Source organism: Streptomyces sp. P3 (assembly GCF_003032475.1).
Taxonomy (GTDB): Bacteria; Actinomycetota; Actinomycetes; order Streptomycetales; family Streptomycetaceae; genus Streptomyces.
Window position 1 is genome coordinate 659,146 of record NZ_CP028369.1, and the last position, 21,488, is coordinate 680,633.

The 21,488-nt window shown below is 73.7% G+C and carries 20 protein-coding genes; 12 read left to right on the forward strand and 8 right to left on the reverse strand.

What is annotated here, in order from left to right; all coding sequences use genetic code 11:
- A complete protein-coding gene (gene ligD / locus C6376_RS02735) occupies positions 1-882 on the forward strand; it encodes a non-homologous end-joining DNA ligase (RefSeq protein ID WP_107441920.1) in 882 nt (293 codons plus the stop codon).
- Positions 883-1,157: 275 nt separating this feature from the next.
- On the opposite strand, the gene C6376_RS02740 is transcribed toward ligD, so the two are convergent.
- The gene (locus tag C6376_RS02740; RefSeq protein ID WP_107441921.1) at positions 1,158-1,961 is read right to left on the reverse strand and encodes a nuclease-related domain-containing protein; all 804 of its coding nucleotides are present in this window, start codon (positions 1,959-1,961) and stop codon (positions 1,158-1,160) included.
- 110 nt (positions 1,962-2,071) lie between these two features.
- Between C6376_RS02740 and C6376_RS02745 the strand changes: the two genes are divergently transcribed.
- The 10 genes from C6376_RS02745 to C6376_RS02790 all read left to right on the forward strand — a co-directional run bounded on the left by C6376_RS02745 (position 2,072) and on the right by C6376_RS02790 (position 12,417).
- Positions 2,072-2,581 (forward strand): dual specificity protein phosphatase family protein, encoded by a 510-nt coding sequence (locus C6376_RS02745; protein WP_107441922.1) that lies wholly within the window; start codon positions 2,072-2,074, stop codon positions 2,579-2,581.
- A gap of 301 nt (positions 2,582-2,882) precedes the next feature.
- A complete protein-coding gene (locus tag C6376_RS02750; RefSeq protein WP_107448738.1) occupies positions 2,883-3,698 on the forward strand; it encodes a hypothetical protein in 816 nt (271 codons plus the stop codon).
- On the forward strand, positions 3,695-5,089 hold the full coding sequence (locus tag C6376_RS02755; protein WP_107441923.1) for an ATP-binding protein: 1,395 nt from the start codon (positions 3,695-3,697) through the stop codon (positions 5,087-5,089). Before C6376_RS02750 ends, C6376_RS02755 begins: the two co-directional genes overlap by 4 nt.
- A gap of 70 nt (positions 5,090-5,159) precedes the next feature.
- Positions 5,160-5,828: an SH3 domain-containing protein gene (locus tag C6376_RS02760; RefSeq protein WP_107441924.1), complete on the forward strand. Its 669-nt coding sequence runs from the start codon at positions 5,160-5,162 to the stop codon at positions 5,826-5,828.
- Positions 5,829-5,881: 53 nt separating this feature from the next.
- Positions 5,882-7,438 (forward strand): FtsW/RodA/SpoVE family cell cycle protein, encoded by a 1,557-nt coding sequence (locus tag C6376_RS02765; protein WP_254075819.1) that lies wholly within the window; start codon positions 5,882-5,884, stop codon positions 7,436-7,438.
- Positions 7,435-8,889, forward strand: a complete 1,455-nt coding sequence (locus C6376_RS02770; protein WP_107441925.1) for a penicillin-binding protein 2 — start codon at positions 7,435-7,437, stop codon at positions 8,887-8,889. Before C6376_RS02765 ends, C6376_RS02770 begins: the two co-directional genes overlap by 4 nt.
- Before the next feature lie 94 nt (positions 8,890-8,983).
- The gene (locus C6376_RS02775; RefSeq protein WP_107441926.1) at positions 8,984-9,922 is read left to right on the forward strand and encodes a diiron oxygenase; all 939 of its coding nucleotides are present in this window, start codon (positions 8,984-8,986) and stop codon (positions 9,920-9,922) included.
- 35 nt (positions 9,923-9,957) lie between these two features.
- Positions 9,958-10,608, forward strand: a complete 651-nt coding sequence (locus C6376_RS02780) for a TetR/AcrR family transcriptional regulator (RefSeq protein WP_107441927.1) — start codon at positions 9,958-9,960, stop codon at positions 10,606-10,608.
- A gap of 14 nt (positions 10,609-10,622) precedes the next feature.
- Complete coding sequence (locus C6376_RS02785; RefSeq protein WP_107441928.1) at positions 10,623-10,985, forward strand: hypothetical protein; 363 nt, start codon at positions 10,623-10,625, stop codon at positions 10,983-10,985.
- Positions 10,986-11,088: 103 nt separating this feature from the next.
- Entirely contained in the window at positions 11,089-12,417 is a 1,329-nt protein-coding gene (locus tag C6376_RS02790; protein WP_254075820.1) for an NlpC/P60 family protein, read from the forward strand.
- Here C6376_RS02790 and C6376_RS02795 read toward each other — a convergent pair.
- From C6376_RS02795 to C6376_RS02820, 6 genes are all read right to left on the reverse strand, one after another.
- A complete protein-coding gene (locus C6376_RS02795; protein ID WP_107441929.1) occupies positions 12,390-13,865 on the reverse strand; it encodes a hypothetical protein in 1,476 nt (491 codons plus the stop codon). The genes C6376_RS02790 and C6376_RS02795 overlap by 28 nt on opposite strands.
- 67 nt (positions 13,866-13,932) lie before the next feature.
- Positions 13,933-15,186 carry a styrene monooxygenase/indole monooxygenase family protein gene (locus tag C6376_RS02800; protein ID WP_107441930.1) on the reverse strand — a complete coding sequence of 418 codons (1,254 nt, stop codon included), beginning with the start codon at positions 15,184-15,186 and terminating at the stop codon, positions 13,933-13,935.
- 24 nt (positions 15,187-15,210) lie between these two features.
- Positions 15,211-15,855 (reverse strand): ATP/GTP-binding protein, encoded by a 645-nt coding sequence (locus C6376_RS02805; RefSeq protein WP_107441931.1) that lies wholly within the window; start codon positions 15,853-15,855, stop codon positions 15,211-15,213.
- On the reverse strand, positions 15,836-16,258 hold the full coding sequence (locus tag C6376_RS02810) for a DUF742 domain-containing protein (RefSeq protein WP_107441932.1): 423 nt from the start codon (positions 16,256-16,258) through the stop codon (positions 15,836-15,838). The genes C6376_RS02805 and C6376_RS02810 overlap by 20 nt, the downstream gene beginning before the upstream one ends.
- On the reverse strand, positions 16,255-16,758 hold the full coding sequence (locus tag C6376_RS02815; RefSeq protein ID WP_107441933.1) for a roadblock/LC7 domain-containing protein: 504 nt from the start codon (positions 16,756-16,758) through the stop codon (positions 16,255-16,257). The genes C6376_RS02810 and C6376_RS02815 overlap by 4 nt, the downstream gene beginning before the upstream one ends.
- Entirely contained in the window at positions 16,755-19,808 is a 3,054-nt protein-coding gene (locus tag C6376_RS02820) for a nitrate- and nitrite sensing domain-containing protein (protein WP_254075821.1), read from the reverse strand. The genes C6376_RS02815 and C6376_RS02820 overlap by 4 nt, the downstream gene beginning before the upstream one ends.
- A 368-nt stretch (positions 19,809-20,176) precedes the next feature.
- Between C6376_RS02820 and C6376_RS02825 the strand changes: the two genes are divergently transcribed.
- The gene (locus C6376_RS02825; protein ID WP_107441935.1) at positions 20,177-20,968 is read left to right on the forward strand and encodes a hypothetical protein; all 792 of its coding nucleotides are present in this window, start codon (positions 20,177-20,179) and stop codon (positions 20,966-20,968) included.
- Positions 20,969-21,043: 75 nt separating this feature from the next.
- Here the strand turns inward: C6376_RS02825 and C6376_RS02830 are convergent, their stop codons facing one another.
- On the reverse strand, positions 21,044-21,484 hold the full coding sequence (locus C6376_RS02830) for a MarR family winged helix-turn-helix transcriptional regulator (protein ID WP_301554738.1): 441 nt from the start codon (positions 21,482-21,484) through the stop codon (positions 21,044-21,046).
- Positions 21,485-21,488: the final 4 nt, after the last annotated feature.

Consider the following 21,488-nt stretch of genomic DNA (forward strand, 5'->3'; position numbering starts at 1 on the left):
ATGACGCCGATCACCGAAGTGGAGGGCAGGCGGCTCGCGCTCAGCAACCTGGAGAAGGTGCTGTACCCGGCGACCGGCTTCACGAAGGGCGAGGTGCTGCACTACTACGCGACCGTGGCGGACGTCCTGCTCCCCCATCTGCGGGACCGGCCGCTGTCCTTCCTTCGCTACCCGGACGGGCCCGGCGGCCAGGTCTTCTTCGCCAAGAACGTGCCACCGGGGACGCCCGACTGGGTCACCACCGCCGAAGTGCCTCGGTCGGAGGGGCCGGCCCGGATGGTGGTCGTGCAGGATCTGCCGAGTCTGGTGTGGGCGGCGAATCTCGTCACCGAGTTCCATACGCCCCAGTGGGTGATGCAGGAGCCGGAGACCGCCGACCGGCTCGTCTTCGACCTCGACCCCGGCGCGCCCGCCACGGTCGTCGAATGCTGCGAGGTCGCCGTGTGGCTGCGGGAGCGGCTGGCTCAGGACGGGATCGAGGCGTATCCGAAGACCTCCGGGTCCAAGGGGCTGCACCTGCTGGCGGCGGTGCGGGGGGCCTCGTCCGAACGGGTCACGGAGTACGCCAAGCGGCTGGCCGTGGAAGCGGAGCAGGCTGCTCCGCGTCTGGTGCTGCATCGCATGACGCGGAGTCTGCGGCCGGGGAAGGTGTTCGTGGACTGGAGTCAGAACGCGGCGCGCAAGACGACGGCCACGCCGTACACGCTGCGGGCGCGGGCGGAGCCGACGGTCTCGGCGCCGGTCACCTGGGAGGAGGTGGAGGAGTGCCGGTCGGCGGGGGCGCTCACGTTCTTCGCGGGGGATGTCGCTTCGCGGGTGCGGGATTTCGGCGATCTGGCGGGGGCGTTGTTCGAGGAGGGGCGGGCGGGGGTGGTGCCGTGAGGGGGCGGGGGCTCGGGCTTTTTCGCCCCCGCCGCCCCTACCCGTGATCAGGGGCGCCGCCCCTTCGGCCCCGTCAGGGGGCGCTGCCCCCGACCCCCGTATCGGCCCTGAAGGGGCCTCGTCCTCGAACGCCGGACGGGCTGATGGGCAGGGTGCCTCGAGACTCCTGGACGCCGGGCAGGCTGAACGGGTGGGACCCGCCCCGGCGTCGCCGGACGGGCCGATGACAGGATGTCCGGTTCCTGGACGCCGGGCAGGCGACGGGGTGGGGGGTGTCAGGCTTCTGACCAGGTCTTGCGGTCTCTGGCCATCGCGTGGAGGGCCTCCACGTCTGCCGGTTTGAGGACTCCGCCCAGGCGGGCCAGGTCGGGGAGGTCGGTGTCGGTCAGGACGCGGACCTGGCGCGGGGGGCCGGTGAAGGCGACGTCCGTCGGGCCCACCAGGGCGAGTACGGGACGGACCTCGGCCGTGAGCGCGTGGGACGCGCGGTCGGCGTCGTCCCGGATTCTGCGCAGCAGGGGCTCCGGCTGCCGGCGCCCCAGCCCGACCACCGGGTCGGCGATCCGCACCCGGTGCTTACGGGCGTACAGCGCGTGGACGGCGAACAGGCCCGCCGGGCCGATGGCCAGGTGGTGGAGCCGGTCGCCGCCCGGGAGCGGGAGGGAGTGCAGCGTGTGCCAGCCCGCGCCGTCGAGACGGTCCAGCGCATCGCCGACCGTCTGCTCCGCCGCGAGGGAACGCCGGCGCGGATCGGTGCGCAGCCGGTGGGCGGGGCCGGGGTCGCGGTCGAGGTCGACCAGGAGGGCCTCGCCGGGGCGGTTGGGGGCCAGGTCGTCGTCCGGATGGAGGGCGAGCCGGGCCAGCTCCGCGGGCGTGGGGACGGGGGGCGGGCCGACCGTGACCGGGCCGGTGACGAAGGGGCCGAGGACCTCCAGGACGTCCTCCCTGCGGTCGTCGACGATCACATTGATCCTGGCCGCCTCACGGTCGTACCAGGCGATGTTCCTGCCGTCCGTGAGGCAGACGTAGAGCCGCTCCCGGCCATGCCTCCAGGTCGGTATGACGCGCAGTCCGTTCATGCACCATCACCCCACGACCATGGGAACAGGAGGGACGCTCCGGGGCAAGAAGGCGGTTACCCGTGGAGCAAGTTGGGCAGAGCCCAGAGAGCGCGTTCGGGGAGGCGCCGTTGCGGACTGGCAGGAAGCGACCCGACGTACCGGAGCCGGATCGTCCGTGGAGCGAGATCGTGCCCGGGCTGTGGATGGGCGGTCATGGGTTCCGGGGGCGTTCCGGAGAGCGGGAGCTCGCCGTGGTGCGGGACGAGTTCGATCTCGTCCAGACGCTGACCCGGGCCAGGCCCGGACACGGGCCCGGACCCGGTGTGGAGCACCATGTGTGGCCGATTCCCGACGGACCGCTGGACGGTACCCAGCTCGCCGGGGTGATCCGGCTGGCGCAGGCCGCGGGTGACGCACTGGACGCGGGGCGGACGGTCCTCGTGCGCTGTTACAGCGGTTACAACCGGTCGGGGCTGGTCGTCGCGCATGCGCTGGTGCTCCGGGGGCGCTCGGCCGACGACGCGATCCGGCTGATACGGTCACGGCGCTCACCGTGGGCCCTGCACAACGAGCTGTTCGTGGAGTACCTGCGCGTGGGACTGGCGACGGCCCGACTGCTCGAGGAGTTGGCCGAGTAATCGTTTCGCCGTGGTCAGCGCCTCGGCAACGGCTCGGCACCGACTCGGCATCGGCTCATCCTTCCGGCCCACCGGTACGCAAATCGGACTTCCTTACGAATTAAGGTGTGCGGGGGCCGGTATCGACGCCGGTCGCAGGCCGTCACCACCGTCACGGTCACCGGTCGCAGGCCCGAGGAGTCACAGGAGTCCCGTGTTCCGCAGTCGTCCCGCCGACCCCGGCAACCCCGGTCCGTCCGGCCCGAGCGGTTCCGGTCCGTCCGGCCCGCACGGTCGTCTCGGCGGTCCCGGACGCTCCGGCGTGCCGGTCCGCCGCGCCCGGACCGCGCTCGCCGCCGTCGCCGTCGTCCTGCTGGGCTCGGTCGTCGCGGGCTGCGGAGACGCCGGAGAGCTGAAGGGCGCCGGCGCCACGCCGACGGCGATCAGCCCGGACCGGCTCTGGCCGGACCTGACCCCCGCCTCCCGCCCCGCCTTCGACATCGGCGAGGTGGAGACCGAGGTGGTGCGGGGCGTCACCGTGCCCGGCGGGGACATCCGGGCGGTGGACCCGGTCTCGGTGGTCCGCCGGGAGATCGCCCGGAATCCGGGCGACTACGGTGCGGGAGCGTTCGCGGAGACGGCCCGCCGGATGGCGGACTGCGGCAGGAGCGGCGCGAAGGCGGCCGGGTGCCCCGTCCTCAAGGCGTACTACCGCGACCTCACCGGGGACGGTCACGCCGACATGACGCTGGGTTTCCGGCAGCTGCCCGGCAACCTCACGGCGGTCCGCGTCTACACCGTCCGCAAGAACCGGCTGGTGCAGATCATGGGTTACGAGGACGCGGTCAGCGGGGTCGAGCTGGCCGCGCGGTCCGTGATCATCCGCGCTCCCTCGGAGGTCGCCGGGTACGAGTACCGCCTGCAGTGGACCTGGGACCAGCAGCAGCAGGCCATGCTGCTCACCCACGACGAGATGCTGCGCACCGGCGACCGCAAGCACACGCCGCGGTCGTCCGCCTCCGCCCCCACCCCGGGAACGACGCCCCCTCCGACCGCCTCCTCCGCGACCTCGCCGGCGCCCCCGTCCGGCCGGGGGTCCGACTCCCCCGCCGCCGCCTCACCCGCGAGCGGCCGATGAGACTGGGGGTGCCCTCGTGGGCCGGCACGCTCGCCGTGAAGGCGGCCGTCTTCATCACCGTGATGTGCTGCGCGCTGGCCGCCCTGCTCGGTGTGCTCGTGCACGTCTCGGTGACGAACCAGACCGTCGGCCAGGCCCGCGGCCTCGCGCTGTCCAGGCTGAAGGAGGCGACGGCGGCGTTCGAGACCGGGGACACGCTCGGCTGGGGAGCGCGCGTCGACCCGCCGGGACTGCCCTCCTCGCTGCGGACGTTGGCGGCGGCCGGGGAACGCGGCACCATCGTCGCCGACCGCGAGGGACGGCCCACGATGTGGGCGGCGGGTCCGGTGGACGGCGGGCGGGCCCTCGCGGTCGCCGTCGACTACTCGCAGAGCGCCCGCACCATCGAGGCGCTGGACACCGCGATCCTGTGGTCGTCGGCGCTGGCGATCGGGGCGACGCTGCTGGTCGGCGCGGTCGCGGTGACCCGCGTGACGCGGCGGCTGCACACCACCGCCCAGGTGGCCCGGCGGATCACCGCCGGCGATCTGGACGCCCGCGTGAACGACCCGCGCACGAGGGAACCGGGCCGGCCGCGGGACGAGGTGGGCACCGTCGCCGCCGCCCTGGACTCGATGGCGTCCTCGCTGCAGGGCAAGCTGCTGAGCGAACAGCGGTTCACCGCCGACGTGGCGCATGAACTTCGGACGCCACTGACCGGGCTGCACGCGGCGGCCGAACTGCTGCCGCCGGGACGGCCCACCGAGCTGGTGCGCGACCGGGTGGCGGCGCTGCGCACCCTCACCGAGGACCTGCTGGAGATCTCCCGGCTGGACACCGGGCGGGAGCGGCTGGAGCTGGACGCCGAGGACCTGACGGCGCTGGTGGTGCGGGTCGTGCGGACGGCCGAGGCCTCGGACGGCTCGAGCGGCGCGGCTGGTTCGGGTGCGGCCGGCGGGACGGCTGCCGGCAGCGGCTCGGGCGGCTCGGTCCGTCCGGGCGGCTCGGGCGGCTCCGGGAGCCCGACGGCCGGCATCGCGGTCACCGTCGTCCGGGACGCACGCGTCGAGACCGACCGACGGCGCCTCGAACGGGTGCTGGGGAATCTGCTGGCCAACGCGCGCCGGCACGGACGGGCGCCGGTCGTGTTGACGGTGAACGGGCCGACGGTCACCGTGCGGGACCACGGGGACGGCTATCCGGAGTACCTCGTCACCCACGGGCCGCAGCGGTTCCGTACCGAAGGCGGGGCGAAGGGGCACGGACTCGGCCTGACGATCGCGGTGGGACAGGCGGAGGTGCTGGGGGCGCGGCTGACGTTCGCCAACGCCGCGGACGGCGGCGCGGTGGCGACCCTGACGCTGCCTCAGACGCCTCCGGCCGCGAGCGGCCTCCCCGATGGCGCAGCGTGACGGGCGGCGTGCACGAACCGCTCCTAGTGTGGCGATAAGTCAGCTTCACCCTCTTTGTGGAGGTATCGCCATGTCCCTGCGTTCCACTCTCACCCGCCTCGCCATAGTCACCGCGGCCGGCGCCCTCGCCGCCTCCGTCGCCGTCACCCCGGCACTCGCCGACGGCGGGGACGGCGTCCACGCCCGGCAGGGTGGAACGAACGACCGGCAGCACGAGGGCGGCGACGCCCGGCAGTCCGGCGGTGGTGACGGCGGTGACGACTGGCAGGCCGAGGGCGGCGACGGCGACGCCTGGCAGTCCGGCGACCAGAACGGCAACCAGTCCGGCGGCAACCAGTGGCAGTCCGGCGGCAACCAGTCCGGCGGCAACCAGTGGCAGTCCGGCGGCAACCAGTCCGGCGGCAACCAGTGGCAGTCCGGCGGCAACCAGTCCGGCGGCAGCCAGTCCGGGGGCAGCCAGTCCGGGGGCAGCCAATGGCAGTCGGGCAGCCACCAGAACGACGGCCGCCGCTCGCGCGGGCGCGTCACCGCGAGCGAACTGCTGCTGCGCAGCGCGCCCACCCGGGCGAGTCAGGTGATCCGGGTCGTCCACCGCGGAGACATCGTCTCCATCTTCTGCAGGACCTCGGGTCAGAACGTGCAGGGCAACACGCACTGGTATCTCCTGACGGACGGCACCTGGGCCTGGGGCTCGGCGCGCTACATCGAGACCATCGGAGCGGCGCCGCGCTGGTGCTGACACGACCACCCGTCACGGCTCAACAAGGAGCCACATTTGGGTAAGTTCCGGACATGACGAACACCGGAGTCGGAGCGGGAACGACCGTGGTGGCGGCCGACGCGCCCGCTCCCGCGGCAGGCCTCCCCCGGCGCCGTGGCGTCGAGCTCGCCCTGATCGTCCTGGCCGTCCTGCTCTCGGTGTACGGCTACTGCGCGGTCGGCCTGGCGAAGCTCGGCGCCGTCCCGCCCGGCGCCGCCGGCTACGGCGCGGGGCTCGGGGTCCTCGCGCTGCTGGCGCATCTCACGGTGCGGTGGCGCGCACCGTGCGCCGACCCGCTGCTGCTGCCCATCGCCGTGCTGCTCAACGGGATCGGCCTGGTGCTGATCTACCGGCTCGACCTGGAGACGCCCGGCGACCGGGCCGCGCCCGCCCAACTGGTGTGGTCCACCGTCGGGGTGGCTTTGTTCATCGTGGTGGTGACCGTGCTGGGCGACCACCGCGTGCTGCAGCGGTACGCGTACGTCTGCGTGGTCGCGGCGCTCGCCCTGCTCACCCTCCCGGTCCTCTTCCCGCCGGTGAACGGGGCGCGCATCTGGATCCGGGTCGCCGGGTTCTCCATCCAGCCCGGCGAGTTCGCCAAGGTGCTGCTGGCGGTGTTCTTCGCGGCGTATCTGGCCGCCAACCGCACGGCGCTGACGTACGCGGGCCGGCGGATCTGGCGCTTCACGCGCATGCAGCTGCCGACCGGGCGCGTGCTCGGCCCGATCGTCGCGATCTGGCTGCTGAGCGTCGGCGTGCTGGTGCTGGAACGGGACCTCGGCACCTCCCTGCTCTTCTTCGGCCTGTTCGTGGTGATGCTCTACGTGGCCACGGGCCGCACCGGCTGGATCGCCATGGGCCTGCTGCTCGCCTCGCTGGGCGCGGTCGCCGTCGGACGTCTCGAACCGCACGTGCACAGCCGGGTCGAGGACTGGCTGCACCCGTTCGCCTCCATCGACGCCGGCCAGGGCCCCAACCAGCTCGCGCAGTCGCTGTTCTCCTTCGCGGCCGGCGGGACGCTCGGCACCGGGCTCGGCCTCGGTCACTCCGTCCTCATCGGCTTCGCCGCGAAGTCGGACTTCATCCTGGCGACGGCCGGCGAGGAACTGGGCCTGGCGGGGCTGTCGGCGCTGTTCCTGCTGTACGGGCTGCTGGTGGAACGCGGCTTCCGGGCCGGACTGTCGCTGCGCGACCCCTTCGGACGGCTGCTGGCGGCCGGCCTCGCCTCGATCGTGGCGCTCCAGGTGTTCGTGATCGCGGGCGGGGTGACCGGCCTGATCCCGCTGACCGGCATGGCGATGCCGTTCCTGGCGCAGGGCGGCTCCTCGGTCGTCACCAACTGGGCGATCGTGGCACTGCTGATCCGGGTCAGCGACTCGGCGCGGCGGCCGTACGACGAGGCGCGCCACGCGGCGCACGGCGACGCGGGACACGGGACGGACGACCCGGCGGGACCCGACGCACACGACGCCGCGGGACACGAAGCGCACGGCGAGGCGGGCCCCGAGGCGGGCCCCCACGCGCGCGGCGAAGGACTCGGCGAAGCGCGCGGCCGAGCCGCCGACCACACCTCACGGAGGCCCGGGTGACCCGGCACATCCGGCGGGCCGCCGCGTTCTGCGCCCTGCTGCTGGCGGCGCTCCTGGTCAACGCCACGCGCGTCCAGGTCGTCCGGTCCGAGGCGTACGACGGCAACCCGGCCAACCGGCGGGCGGCCATCGCCCGTTACGCCCAGCCGCGCGGCGACATCCTGGTCGGCGGGGTCCCGGTCACCGGCTCCCGGGACACCGGTGAGCAACTGCGCTACGAGCGCACGTACCGCGACGGGCCGCTGTACGCGCCGGTGACGGGCTTCGCCTCGCAGGTGTACGGGACGACGTTCCTGGAGCACAGCGGGGACGGCGTGCTGTCCGGTTCGGACCCTGCGCTCGCCTCGTTCCCGCTGTGGGACGACGTCACCCGCGGCCGGCCGGCCGCCGGCGACGTGGTGACCACGCTGAACCCGAGGGCCCAGCGGGCCGCGTTCGAGGGGCTGGACGGGCGCAAGGGTGCGGTGGCGGCGGTGGAGCCGTCGACGGGCCGGGTGCTGGCGCTGGTGTCGAGTCCGTCGTACGACCCGGCCGCGCTGTCCGGGAACGACGCCCGCGCGGAGCGGGCCTGGGCGCGGCTCAACGGCGACCCGGACCGGCCGATGCTCAACCGGGCGGTGCGGCAGACGTATCCGCCGGGTTCCACGTTCAAGGTGGTCACCGCGGCGGCGGCGCTGGACGCCGGGGTGATCGCCGACCTGGACGCGGCGACCGACTCCCCCGCCCCCTACCGGCTGCCCGGGACGCGGACGCGGCTGACCAACGAGGGCGACGGCTGCGAGGACGCCCCGCTGCGGGACGCCTTCGAGTGGTCGTGCAACACGGTGTTCGCGAAACTCGGCGTGGACACCGGTCTGGCCCGGATGACCCGGACGGCGCAGGCGTTCGGCTTCAACGACCCCGACGTGCGGATCCCGTTCGCCGTCGCGCCGAGCACCTTCGACACCTCGCTCGACCGGGCCCAGCTGGCGCTGTCCTCGATCGGCCAGTACAACACGCGGGCCACTCCACTGCAGATGGCGATGGTGTCGGCGGCGGTGGCCGACGGCGGTCAGGTGCGCACGCCGTACCTGGTGGAGCGGACGACGCGCCGGGGCGGGGTCACGGTGTCCACCACCACACCCCGTCCGTCGCGGCAGGCGATGCTGCCCTCGACGGCGCGACGGTTGCGCGAGCTGATGACGGACGTGGTGCGGGAGGGCACCGGTGTGAACGCCGCGATCCCGGGCGCGGTCGTCGGCGGCAAGACGGGCACCGCGCAGCACGGCCTCGGCAACGCGGGCATCCCCTACGCCTGGTTCGTCTCCTGGGCGCAGGACATGCGGGACATGGAGCCGCGGGTCGCGGTCGCGGTGGTGGTGGAGGACGGGTCGGCGCGCCGCGGGGACATCACCGGCGGCGGGATGGCGGCCCCGATCGCGCGTGCCGTGATGGAGGCGGTGCTGGACTGACGGCTTTCGGTGCTCCGGAGGACCTCGGCCGCCCGGTGCGGGCAATTCCGCACAGGGGATTGACGGGCTTGCTGACAGGCAGTCTCATAAGTGCATGACGACCCTCACGGATGCCGACGCGGTGGAAGGGCTGCGGGACGCGCTGGGCCTGCTCAAGGACCGGGAACAGGTGGCCGAGCGGCTGCTCGCGTCCTCCGCCAAGCACTCCTTCGACCCGGACCAGGAACTGGACTGGGACGCCCCCTTCGAGGAGGGCAAGTGGTTCTGGCCGCCGGAGCTCGTGTCGCTGTACGACACGCCGCTGTGGCGGCGGATGGGCGAGGAGCAGCGCATCCTGCTGTCCCAGCACGAGGCCGCCGCGCTCGCCTCGCTGGGGATCTGGTTCGAGATCATTCTCATGCAGCTGCTCGTCCGGCACATCTACGACAAGGCGGCGACGAGCGCGCACGTGCGGTACGCGCTCACCGAGATCGAGGACGAGTGCCGGCACTCGAAGATGTTCGCCCGGCTGATCTCGCACGGCGACACGCCCTGGTACCCGGTGAGCCGCGCCCACCAGAACCTGGGCCGCGTCTTCAAGACGATCTCCACCACCCCCGGTTCCTTCACCGCGACGCTGCTCGGCGAGGAGGTCCTCGACTGGATGCAGCGGCTGACCTTCCCGGACGAGCGGGTCCAGCCGCTGGTGCGGGGCGTCACCCGGATCCACGTCGTGGAGGAGGCCCGGCACGTGCGCTACGCCCGCGAGGAGCTGCGCCGGCAGATGGTGACCGCCCCGCGCTGGTCCCAGGAGTTCACCAGGGTCACGTCGGGTGAGTTCGCCCGGGTGTTCTCGGTGGCCTTCGTGAATCCGGAGGTCTACACGAACGTCGGCCTGGACCGCCGGGAGGCCATGGCGCAGGTCCGGGCGAGCGGGCACCGCCGGGAGATCATGCAGACCGGCTCGAAGCGGCTGACGGACTTCCTGGACGACATCGGGGTGCTGCGGGGCGTCGGACGCCGGCTGTGGCGGTCGTCCGGCCTGCTGCCGTAGGCACGGCCCGGGGGCGGGGGATTACGCTGCACGTCATGACGCCCGCCGCCCCCGCCTACCGTCGCCTCAGCGTGGAGGAGCGCCGCAGCCAGCTGCTGGAGGCCGCGCTCTCGCTGTTCGCGCACCGCGTCCCCGAGGACGTCTCGCTGGACGACGTGGCCGAGGCGGCCGGGGTCTCCCGGCCGCTCGTCTACCGGTACTTCCCCGGCGGCAAGCAGCAGCTCTACGAGGCCGCCCTGCGCTCCGCCGCCGACGAGCTGCACCACTGCTTCGACGAACCCCACGACGGGCCCCTCCTCCCCCGCCTCGCCCGTGTCCTCGACCGCTATCTGACCTTCGTCGGCCGTCACGACGCCGGCTTCAGCGCCCTCCTCCAGGGCGGCAGCGTGGTCGAGACGTCCCGGACGACGGCCATCGTGGACGGCGTGCGCCGGGGCGCCGCCGAGGCCATCTACAGCCACCTGGGAGTGGCCGAACCCGGACCGCGGCTGCGGATGACCGTCCGCATGTGGATCACCGCGGTCGAGGCGGCCTCGCTGATCTGGCTCGACGAGGACCAGCAGCCGCCCGCCGACGAGCTGCGGGACTGGCTGGTCGACCAGTTCGTCGCCGTCCTCATGGTGACCGCGGCCCGGGACGCGCAGACCGCCGAGCTGGTACGGGGTGCGCTGGCCGCGGAGACCTGATCGACACTGGGGGCGTGAAGAGCCAAGACACCCCCTTCGAGGGCGGCCCCATGGACGGCCGGGTGCTGCCCGTGCTGCTGGGCCCGACCGGGCATCCGCCGAAGACGTACCGCATCCCCGTCCCGGACCCGGCCGGCGGCCCGCCCACCGTCCTGGTCTACCGGCGGGTGCCCCGTGGCCACGGCAAGCGGCTCGGGCTGCCCCAGGGCTGGAAGTACGCGTTCGATCCCGAGGGGAAGGACGGCGGACGGCCGCGCTGGCCCTGGTCGAAACCCGACGCGACGTCCGGGCCGAAGGCCGGCGGCACGCCGGACGCGCCGAGCCGCGCCACGCCCGACGCCACGCCGGACGGACGGCGGGACGACGCCGACGGGTGACCCCGTTGCGCCGAACCGCGCACGCTCGGCGCGCGGACCGCGCGGATCCGTCCGAAGCTCGCCCTGCGGGCTGGAGGGGCCACCCCGCAGCGGAGGTGATGACGTGTCAGGAAGGCTGCTGCGTCTGGCCTGTACGGTCGCCACGGCGGCGCTCGCCGCCCAGACCGTGCTCGCCCCGGGATGCGCCGCGGCCGCGCAGGAACCTCCGGAACCGGGCGGGCCGACGGCGACCGCGCCGGCGCCCCCGGACCGGAGCGCTCCACCGGCCGCCGAGAAGCCGGACGCCGGCCTCGACGCCGATGCCGACGGAGGCGCGGACGCGGGCGTTCCGGGCGGCGCGGACGGCAGCGTTCCGGGCGATGCGGACGGGGGCGGCGGCGAGCGGACCGCCGCCGAGCTGCTGACGGAGCTTCAGCGGCTGTACCGCGAGGCCGAACGGGCCACCGAGGCCTACAACACCACCGAGGAACAGCTGGCGCGGCGGCGCGCCGAGACCGGGCGGCTGGACGCCCGCCTGGTGCGGGCGCGGCTGTCGCTGCACGACAGCCGGGGAGCGGCCGGCCGGCTGGCCCGCCAGCAGTACCAGGGCAGCACCGGCATCTCCGCGTACGTGCGGCTGCTGCTCGCCCGCGATCCGCAGCACGCCCTCGACCAGGGGCATCTGATCGGGCAGTTGGCACGCGAGCGGGCCGTGACGGTCGGCCGGCTGACGAGCGGCGAACGCCGGGCCGACGCTCTGGCGCGCCGGGCGCGGGCCGCCCTCGACGCACAGCTCACCCTGACGGCGCGCAGGAAGAAGGAGCGCGACACCGTACGCGGGCGGCTGGCCGCCGTCGAGAAGCTGCTGGCCTCCCTCCCGGCCGACCGGCTCGCCGCTCTGGAGAGGCTGGAGAAGGCCGGCGTCGCGCGGGCGCAGCAGAGGCTGATCGCCTCCGGTGCGCTCGGCGAGGACGACCGCAAGCCCTCGGAGGAGGGCGAGCGGGCCGTCCGGTACGCGGTGCGGCAGCTCGGGAAGCCGTACGTGTGGGGCGCTCAGGGACCGGGATCGTACGACTGCTCGGGCCTGACGTCGCAGGCCTGGGGACACGCCGGGACGCCGATCCCCCGCACCAGCCAGGAGCAGTGGGCGCGCCTGCCGCGGATCCCGCTGAGGGAGCTGCGCCCCGGCGACCTGGTCGTCTACTTCCCCGAGGCCACGCATGTCGCGCTGTACCTGGGCGGGGGCAGGGTGGTCCAGGCGCCGAGGACCGGCGAGACCATCAAGGTCTCGCCGATCGCGTCGCATCCGGTGCTGGGAGCGGTGCGCCCGGACCGGTGGGGCGCGTCGCCGCGGGGCTCGGCGCCGCCGGAGGTCCGCGGCACGGCGACGGCGGGCCCGCACGACGGGCCGGGCGCCGGGGCCGGTCAGGACGTCAGGAGAGCCGCGCAGTAGGAGTCCACGCCCATCAGCGGGAGCGGCGGCGTGGCCGGCCGTATCGCGCGGACGAGCCGGGGCACCTCACGGGACCAGCGGCGCAGCGGGAGCCACGCGGCGACGTGGGCCTGCTCCCGGTCGGTGCCGCGACGCCCCTGGCCGCCGACGTCGTGACGCATCCGCAGGGCGCGGCCGCGGCCGCGCCGCTCGACGACGTTGCGGGTGAAGGTGTTCGCCACGGCCCGCATGTCGGCCTGGGTGAAGACCTCGGGCAGGCCGGGGGCGTCGTGGTAGAGGCAGAGGAAGTCGATGTCGATCAGGGCGTGCGTGACGTCCTCGGCAACGGTGACCGCGCGGTAGGAGGGGCGGACGCCGGAGCCGTCGGTCTTGGCGGAACCGGTCGCCTCCCACCCCTGGTACACGCGGCCGAAGCCGGGCCAGTACGGCCAGACGGCCACGCCGTCGGAGACGGCGAGGTCGCCGTGCAGGGCCCGGGCCATGGCGGCGGCGCGGTCGCGCCAGCGGGCCTCGCCGGTGGCCACGGCCAGTTGGACGGCGGTACGGCCCATGGCGAGGAACTCGTTGGTGGGCAGTTCGGCGCCCGCGAAGGAGACCGGTTCGTCGGGCAGCCAGCGGTAGAAGCCGCGCCCGTCGTCGGTGGCGCCCCACTGCTCGTCGTGGACCCGCATCGCCCGGTCCACCGCCTCGAGGTAGCCGTCGAGGCGGCCGCGCACCGAGGCGGGCACGGCCTCCGGGCGTTCGCGGGCGAGCCGGGCCAGTCCGGCCATGGGGTAGGTGATCATGCCGGTCTGGGCGGCGAGCGAGACCATGGCGGGCTGCACGGCGAAGGCGCCGGGACGCGGCCGCCGGGGTCTGCGGCCCGGCCGTTCGGACGGCAGCAGCCGGGCGGTGACCGCCGTGCGCTGCTCGTACGCGGCGTACAGGATCCGGTCCGCGCGACGCTCGTCCAGCGGGTCGAGGCTGAGCCCCGCCACCTCGACGTCCGTCCGCTGCGGTCCGGTCACGGATATGCGGAAGTGCCGGTCGCCGTCCGGGTGGACGGCGACCCTGGCGGTTCTGGCGTGCGGCGGACAGACCGTGATCTCGAGGGCCGGCCGTCCGTCCGTGTCGTGCAGGACGACGGAGGCGGCGGTGAACTTGTGGGCGGTGCTCCACACCGGCAGGCTGCGGCCGCGGAAGTCGCTCACGCCCCGCACGTCGTCGCGCGCCAGGAGGACCTGGTCGATGAGTCGCGCGAGCCGCTCGGCGTAGTCGGGCCGGCCGGTTCGCCGGGCCATGAGCAGATGTCCCTGCATGCGCCAGGAGGTGCCCCAGCCGATCACTCCGGTCTCGTTGTGGGGCAGGACGTGCGGGCCGTTCACTCCGACGAGGTTGCGCTCGGTCTCGTCGAAGGAACGTCTTCCGACACGATGCAGGCCGGCAAACTTCTCTTCAAGAAACGGCATCGGGCGAGTATGGCAGCGTGTCCGGGCCCGCTCGCGGCCGTTGAGTGAATTCCCGCCGGACCGTGTCTCAGGCCCCGGTGACCTCCGCCAGATAGGCGCCCGTCTTCGCCGGTTCGTAGAAGAAGTTCTCGAAGTCCGCCGGGTCGTTGAAGGCGTTGGCGAAGCGATCGGCCACGGGCGGCAGCTGTCCGGCCGCGCCCAGCAGGTTGACGATGTGCTCCGGCGGCGGGGCCAGCATCGCGTTGGTCCACTTGGTGACGTGCTGCGCGGTGTCCCAGTACCGGTCGAACGTGGCGCGCATCCACTCCTCGTCGAACTCCTTCTCCCCGCGCTCGAGGATCGACGCGAGGTAGGCGGCCGCGCACTTGGCGGCCGAGTTGGAACCCTGGCCGGTGATCGGGTCGTTGGCGACGACGACGTCCGCGACGCCCAGCACCAGGCCGCCGCCGGGGAGGCGGCCGACCGGGTTGCGGACCGTGGGGGCGTAACGGCCGGCGAGCGTGCCGCCCGCGTCCGTCAGTTCCACCCTGGTGGCCCGCGCGTACTCCCAGGGCGTGAACTTCTCCATGAGCTCCAGGGTCAGGGAGAGGTGCTCGGCCGGGTCCTTGACGCCGTTGAAGACGTCCAGGGGGCCGCCGGGTATGCCCTCCCAGAACAGGATGTCCGCGCGGCCGGAGGTGGTGAGCGTCGGCATGACGAACAGTTCGCCGACGCCGGGCACCAGGTTGCAGCGGACCGCCTCGGTGTCCGGGTGCTCCGGGCGTGGGCCCAGCCCGTGGACGTAGGCGACGGCGAGGGCACGCTGCGGCTCGGCGTAGGGGGAGCGTTCGGCGTCCCGGCCGAACATCTGGACGAGTTCGCCCTTGCCCGCGGAGACCAGGACGAGGTCGTAGGCGCGGGAGAAGTAGTCGAGGTCGGAGACCGCCGCGCCGTGGATCACCAGCTGGCCGCCGCGCTGGGCGAACGTCTCCATCCAGCCGGCCATCTTCACGCGCTGGTCGACGGACTGGGCGAAACCGTCGAGCCGGCCCAGCCAGTCGATCGCGCGCTGGGTGGGGCCGGGGTCGTGCGAGCCCGGGGCGGCGACCGAGACGCCGAGGCCCTGGATCTTCGGGGCCTGCTGCTCCCAGAAGTTCAGTTGGAGGTCGCGCTCGTGCTGCAGGGCCGTGTGGAACATGCACTGCGTCGACATGACGCGGCCGGAGCGGATCTCGTCCGCCGTCCGGTTCGACATCAGGGTGGCCTCGTACCCGTGCGACTGGAGGCCGAGGGCGAGCTGGAGTCCGGACTGGCCGGCTCCGACGACGAGTATCTTCCGCATGCGGGGATGGCTCCTAAATGAGGACTACTCGGGGGTTTCGTCGAGCGCGTGGCCCACCAGGGCCAGGAGGGTCTCGATCACCGAGATCCGGCGCCGCGCATCCATGATCATGACAGGTATGTGCGGGGGGACCGTCAGCGCCTCCCGTACGTCCGCCGGCTCGAACAGGTCGCTCCCGTCGAAGTGGTTGACGGCGACGACGTACGGCAAGCCGCAGCTCTCGAAGTAGTCCAGGGCGGGGAAGCAGTCCTTCAGACGGCGGGTGTCGGCCAGCACGACCGCACCGATCGCGCCGCGCACCAGGTCGTCCCACATGAACCAGAACCGCTGCTGGCCCGGCGTGCCGAACAGGTAGAGCACCAGGTCGTCGTCGAGGGTGAGCCGGCCGTAGTCCATGGCGACCGTGGTGGTGACCTTCTCCGGGGTGCCGGTGAGGTCGTCGCTCTCCTCGCTCGCCTGGGTCATCAGCGCCTCCGTCTGGAGGGGCTCGATCTCCGAAACGGCGCCGACCAGGGTGGTCTTGCCGGCTCCGAAGCCGCCCGCCACCACGATCTTCGTGGCGACGGGGGCCCGGGTGCGGTCCGTCTGCCAGGGCTGCAGGGGTTCGTCGGGTTCGACGGCGGGGGTGACGCCGGGGGAGGAGGCGGCGTCAGAGACGACGGAGTCCACTCAGCACCCTTTCCAGCAGAGCGCGGTCGGGACGGCCCGTACCGTGAGCGGTACCGGTGCCGTACACACGGATCTTTCCCTGGTCCGCGAGGTCGCTGAGGAGCACCCGGACCACGCCGAGCGGCATCCTCAGCAGCGCGGCGATCTCGGCCACCGTGCGCATCCGGCGGCACAGTTCGACGATGGCCCGCAGTTCGGGCATGACGGTGGACTTGAGCGACCCTCCCGTCAACTCCCGCCGTTCTTCGGGGGCCTCGAGTGCCGCGACGAACGTCTCCACGAGGAGGACATGGCCGAAACGGGTGCGCCCGCCGGTGAGCGAGTAGGGCCGCACCCGGGCCGGCTTGCGGTCGCCGCCTCGGACGGGGAGCTGCTGCCTGAGGTTCTTCGGGCCGGTGCTCATCGCGGACTCCCGGTCGTCTCGGACTCCAGGGACTGCCGTAGTTCGCTGCGGAGTTCCGGGGTGAGCACATGTCCGGCACGGCCCACGAAGAGAGCCATGTGGTAGGACACCACGCTCATGTCGCAGTCGGCGGAGCCGTGCACTCCGAGGAGCGAGCCGTCGCTGATCGCCATGACGAAGAGGCTGCCCTCCTCCATGGCGACCATGGTGTGCTTCACCCCGCCGAACGTCATGAGCCGGGCCGCCCCGATGGTGAGGCTGCCGATGCCGGAGACGATGGTGGCGAGGTCCGCCGAGGACCCGCGGGGCCCGGTGGGTCGGCTCTCCCCGGCCTGCCGGGCCGCGGCGTTGCGGCCGGGGTCCGAGGAGAGCAGCAGCAGGCCGTCCGAGGAGACGACCGCGACGGACCGGATGCCGGGGACCTCCTCCACGAGGTTGCTCAACAGCCAGTGCAGGTTACGGGCTTCACTGCTCAGTCCGAAGGTACTGGGCGCGGTCAACTGCTTGCCTCCTCGACTGTGCCCCCCGTGTCTTCTTCGGCGTGTGCGTGTGCTTCTCGTGCTGCTCGGTGCGGTGCGTTCGGTTCCGCGGAAGGTGACGGGACCCGGTTCTGGCCCGTTCGTTCGGCGATCTCCGCTTCGACGTCGCGGTAGCCGGCTTCCGCCCCCCGGCGGAAGCCGCCCAGACGGCGGCGGAGGGCGTCCGCGTCGACGGAGGCGGTCCGCCGGCGCGGGGCCTGTGCGGGTGCGGTGATCCTGGGTGTGCGCTTCGGAAGGCCCTTGTCGGTGACGGGCTCTTCCGGGGCGTCGGGGGTGCGGGTGTGCTCCGCCTCGGTCTCGGTGTCGAGGTCGGTGTCGGTGGCAGGGGTGCTGTCGGGGGTGCTGTCCGGTGCCCGTCGGGCCCCGGGCAGGACCGGTGCGGCGGGCGCCGGCCCGGTGGCCGGTGCGGCGGGCGCCGGCCCGGTGGCCGGTGCGGCGGGCGCCGGCCCGGCGGGGGCGGGGTCGTCGTCGTCCCACCGGGCACTCTCCTCCCCCGGGTTCGGCGCTTCCGGCGGGCTCGGCAGCAGGAGTTCCATCGTCGTCTCGGCCGGCCTCTCGGCGGGCGGGTGCGCCACCGGCTCCGCCGTCGGCGTCGACGTGGGTTCGGGCGCCGGCCCGGGTCCGGGTTCCGGGTCGGGCGTCGAGTCGGGCGTCGGCGTCGAATCGGGCGCGGGCAGGGACTCGGGGGTCGGCATGTGCGCGGGCTCGGGCGCCGACGCGGGCTCGGGCTCGGGCGCCGACGCGGGCGCCTGCTCCTCCGCCGGGGGCCGGGCCTCGCGCACCGCCCGCTCCGCCAGGGCGACCAGCGGGTCCGCGGACGGCGAACGGCCGGGCAGGACGTTGGAGTTGGCCTCCGCGTCCGCGCCGGGCAGGGTGAAGCCCTGGGTGGCGGCCGAGGCCGGGGACGTCGCCGGGATCGCGGCGGCCGGGGCGGCGGCCAGCAGCGGGGCCGGCAGGACGACGACCGCCGCCACGCCGCCCTGCTTCTGTTCGCGCAGCCGCACCCGCACCCCGTGCCGGTGGGCGAGCCGGGCCACCACGTACAGGCCGAGGCCGAGACCGTCCTCGCCCTCCTGGTCGTACGGCGTCTCGGGGTCGAACTCGGCGAGGCGGGCGTTGAGGCGGCTCAGCCGGTCGCCCGTGATCCCGATGCCCTCGTCCTGGACGGAGAGCATGACCTCGCCGTTCTCCAGAAGCCAGCCGGAGACCTCGACCGGCAGGTCCGGCGGGGAGAACGAGGTGGCGTTCTCCATCAGCTCGGCCAGCAGGTGCGAGAGGTCGTCCGCGGCGAAACCCGCCACGTGTGCGTGCGGCGGGAGCGCGGAGATCCGCACCCGCTCGTAGCGCTCGATCTCGCTGACCGCGGCGCGGACCACGTCCACCAGCGGGATCGGACCGGCGTGCTGCTGGACGTGCTCGGTGCCGGCCAGCACCAGCAGGTTCTCGCTGTGGCGGCGCATGACCGTGGCGAAGTGGTCGAGCTTGAAGAGGGTGGCCAGCCGGTCGGGGTCCTGCTCGCGCTCCTCCAGGCCCTCGATGACGGCGAGCTGGCGCTCCACCAGACCCAGGGTGCGCAGGGCGAGGTTGACGAAGGTGCCGCTGATGCTGTCCCGCAGGCCGTCCAGCTGGGCTGCCGCGTCGCCGAGTTCGGCGCGCAGTTCCTCCCGGGCGTCGGCCATCCGCTGGCGCTGTCCGACGAGGTGCTTGCGGTCGGACTCCAGCGTGGCGACCCGCTCGTGGAGGATGGCGGCGTGCTCGTGCAGGGCGTTGACGGAGCGCACGACCTGGGCGAACTCGTCGTTGCGGCCGGTGAACACGACCGGTTCCTCGGCCGCCGGGTTCTCCGCTCCCACGAGCCTGGCCGAGCCGCGGCGCAGCACGGACAGCGGGCGGGTGAGGCTGCGTGCCATGCCCGTGGCGACGGCCACGGCGAGCAGCATCAGCGCGCCGAGGACGGCGACGCGGATCTCCAGGCCGGTGACGTCGTCGTCGCGCAGCCGGGCGAGATCCTCGGCGCGGTGGCCGTACAGGGAGGCCTCGGCCCCGCGCATCAGGTCGACGCGCGCGGAGAGCGCGGCGTCCAGTTTCCTGACGGAGGTGTCGAGTTCGCGGTCGCTCAGCCTGGGCTGGTCGGTGAGGGACGCGAGGTAGGCCTCGGCGGTGTCGACGTCCCCGCCGGTCACGGTGGAGTCGTACGAGGCCAGCGTCTCCTCGGGCGCGCCCTCGCGGAAGTCGGCCAGGGCCGCGTCGGAACGCAGCCGTGCCTGCTGTGCGGCGGCGGTGAGGGCGTCGCGCCGTTCGGCGTCCGCGTCGCTGGAGACCTTCTCGGTGCTCGTCCGGCCGGTGACGGGGTCGTAGTCCGTCTCGTTCCTGGTCGGCACGCTGAGCGCCGCGAGCAGCAGACCCCGGGTCGCGGAGGCCTGCTGGACGGCGGTGTCGAGTTCGGCGAGGGCGTACGCGCCGGAGCCCGCGCGCGCCGGCGTGTTCTCCGCCAGCCGGTCGGCGAGCACATGGAGCGCGGCGATCGCCTCGGAGTAGTCCTGGTGCGCCTGCAGCGCCGTGCTCTTGCCGGTGCGGGCGGACTGCCGTGCGGAGGGGATCGCGGCGAGGGCGGCGCGCAGTGCGGCGGAGACGTCGGTCTCGGCGGTGAGCTCGCGCACCTGGAGGTCCACCCTGGTGCTGCTCTGCGTGGAGGGGGCCCTGGACTTGGCGCGGCCGGCCGCCACGTAGGCGGTGACCTCGTCGCGCTCGTCCGCCAGGGACCGGGCGAGGGCGAGGGCGTCCTGGGTCTGCTCGGCCAGGGTGACCAGGTCCTGGGAGTCCTTCAGCCGGCCGGACGCGGCCAGGACGGAGGGGGCGCCTGCGCCGGCGATGGCGGCGGCCACCACGGCCACCGCGACGATCAGCCGGTTGCGCACATGGGTCGGACGGCCCTTGCCGACGGGGGTGCGCTCCGCGCCCCCCTCGGAGGCCGTCTGCCTGCCTGTACGCCGAGGCCGCGTCTTCTGCACCGGTGCTCGCATTCCTGACTCGTGTTCCAGGGGCCGGATGTGACGTTCTGTCAACTGACGCCTACGTCCGGTTCGGCTCCCGACCCTCCCAGTGCCGGTGGGCAGGGGCCGCGCATCGCTTGCCCCGCCACCCGAAGGAGTGAACATCGGAGGGGAGTTGGCGGGCAAGTTCCTCTGGCGTGTGCAGCAACCCCGTCCGGGCGCCCGGTTGGACGTGGGCGGCGGGCTTTGGCAGTATTCGCCGACACGCCTTCCCGGAGTGCTTCATTCCCGCCCAAAACAGGCGTCTGACCTGCGGCGGCGTACCCGTTCAGCATGTGTTGCCAGCCTTTCGCGAAGGCTGTGAAGGGCTCGTGCAGACTGGCCTGATGCGTACGGAACTTGTGTCGGAGGCCGGGGATCGGGCCCGCCCCAACGAGGACTTCGCGAGTGTCGGGCTCGCCGCCTCCGGGCAGGGAGGTTCGCTCGTCCTCCTGGACGGGGTGACTCCGCCGCGGGGCGGCGGGGGCTGTCTGCATTCGGTCCCCTGGTTCACGGCACGGCTGGGCGGCGCCCTGACCGAACTGACCGTTTCGCTCGCGGATGTTCCGCTGGTCGAGGCACTCGCCCTCGCCATCGCACGTACCGCCGAGGCCCACGCGGAAACCTGTGACCTTTCTCACCCGCGTACGCCACAGGCGACGGCGGTCCTGGCGCGCTGGTCGCCGCGGACCGTGGAGTACCTGGTCCTGTGCGACGCGACGCTGCTGCTCGCCTCGCCCGACGGCGCGGTGACCGCCGTCCGGGACGACCGGCTGGCCCGTGTGCCGCGCGCCCTGCTGCGCAGCGCCGACGTCGTCGACGGCACGCTGCGCAACCGGGAGGGCGGCTTCTTCACGGCGGCGGCCGACCCGGCGGTGGCGGCCCGCGCGGTGACGGGTCGCGTGCCGCGCGGGGACGTCCGTTCGCTGGCCGCCCTGTCGGACGGGGCCGGGCGCTGGGCGGAGCTGTTCCGCCAGGGTGACTGGGGGGACCTGTTCGCGCTCGTCGACGAGCAGGGGGCGCGGACCCTCGTGGAGCGGGTGCGCGAGCTGGAGCGGGCGGACGAGGCGGCGGGACGGCCCCTGCTCGGCCGGGCGAAGACCCACGACGACGCGACGGTGGTGTACGCGCAGCCGTGACCGGGACCGCGCGGGCACCGGCCACGCCGGCGCGACGGCTGCGGCTGCGGCGGTCCCGGGACGGAGCCGGTGGGGCTACTTCTCCATGCCCCGGTTCAGCTGGTGCAGCAGTCGTGCCAGCTCCTCGACCTCGACGCGGTCCCAGTGGGAGAAGTTGCTGACGTACCGCTCACGGCGGGCCTCGCGGACCCGGCTCACCCGGGTGCGGCCCTCCTCGGTGAGGTCGACCAGCCAGGCCCGGCCGTCCGCCGGGTCCGGGGCGCGGGCGACCAGGCCGAGCTGTTCCAGGGCACGCAACTGGCGCGACATGGTGGCCTTGCCGACGCCGATGTAGGCGGCGAGCTCGGTGGCCCGCTGCCGGCCGCACTCCTCCAACCGGACGAGGAGCCCGTAGGCGGCGGACTCCAGGTCCGGATGGACCTCGCGGGCCATCTCCCCCTGGTTGGCGCGGGCCCGGCGGAACAGCACGGTCAGCTCCCGCTCCAGGGAGAGGAACTCCCGGTCGTCCCGCTCCACCCCT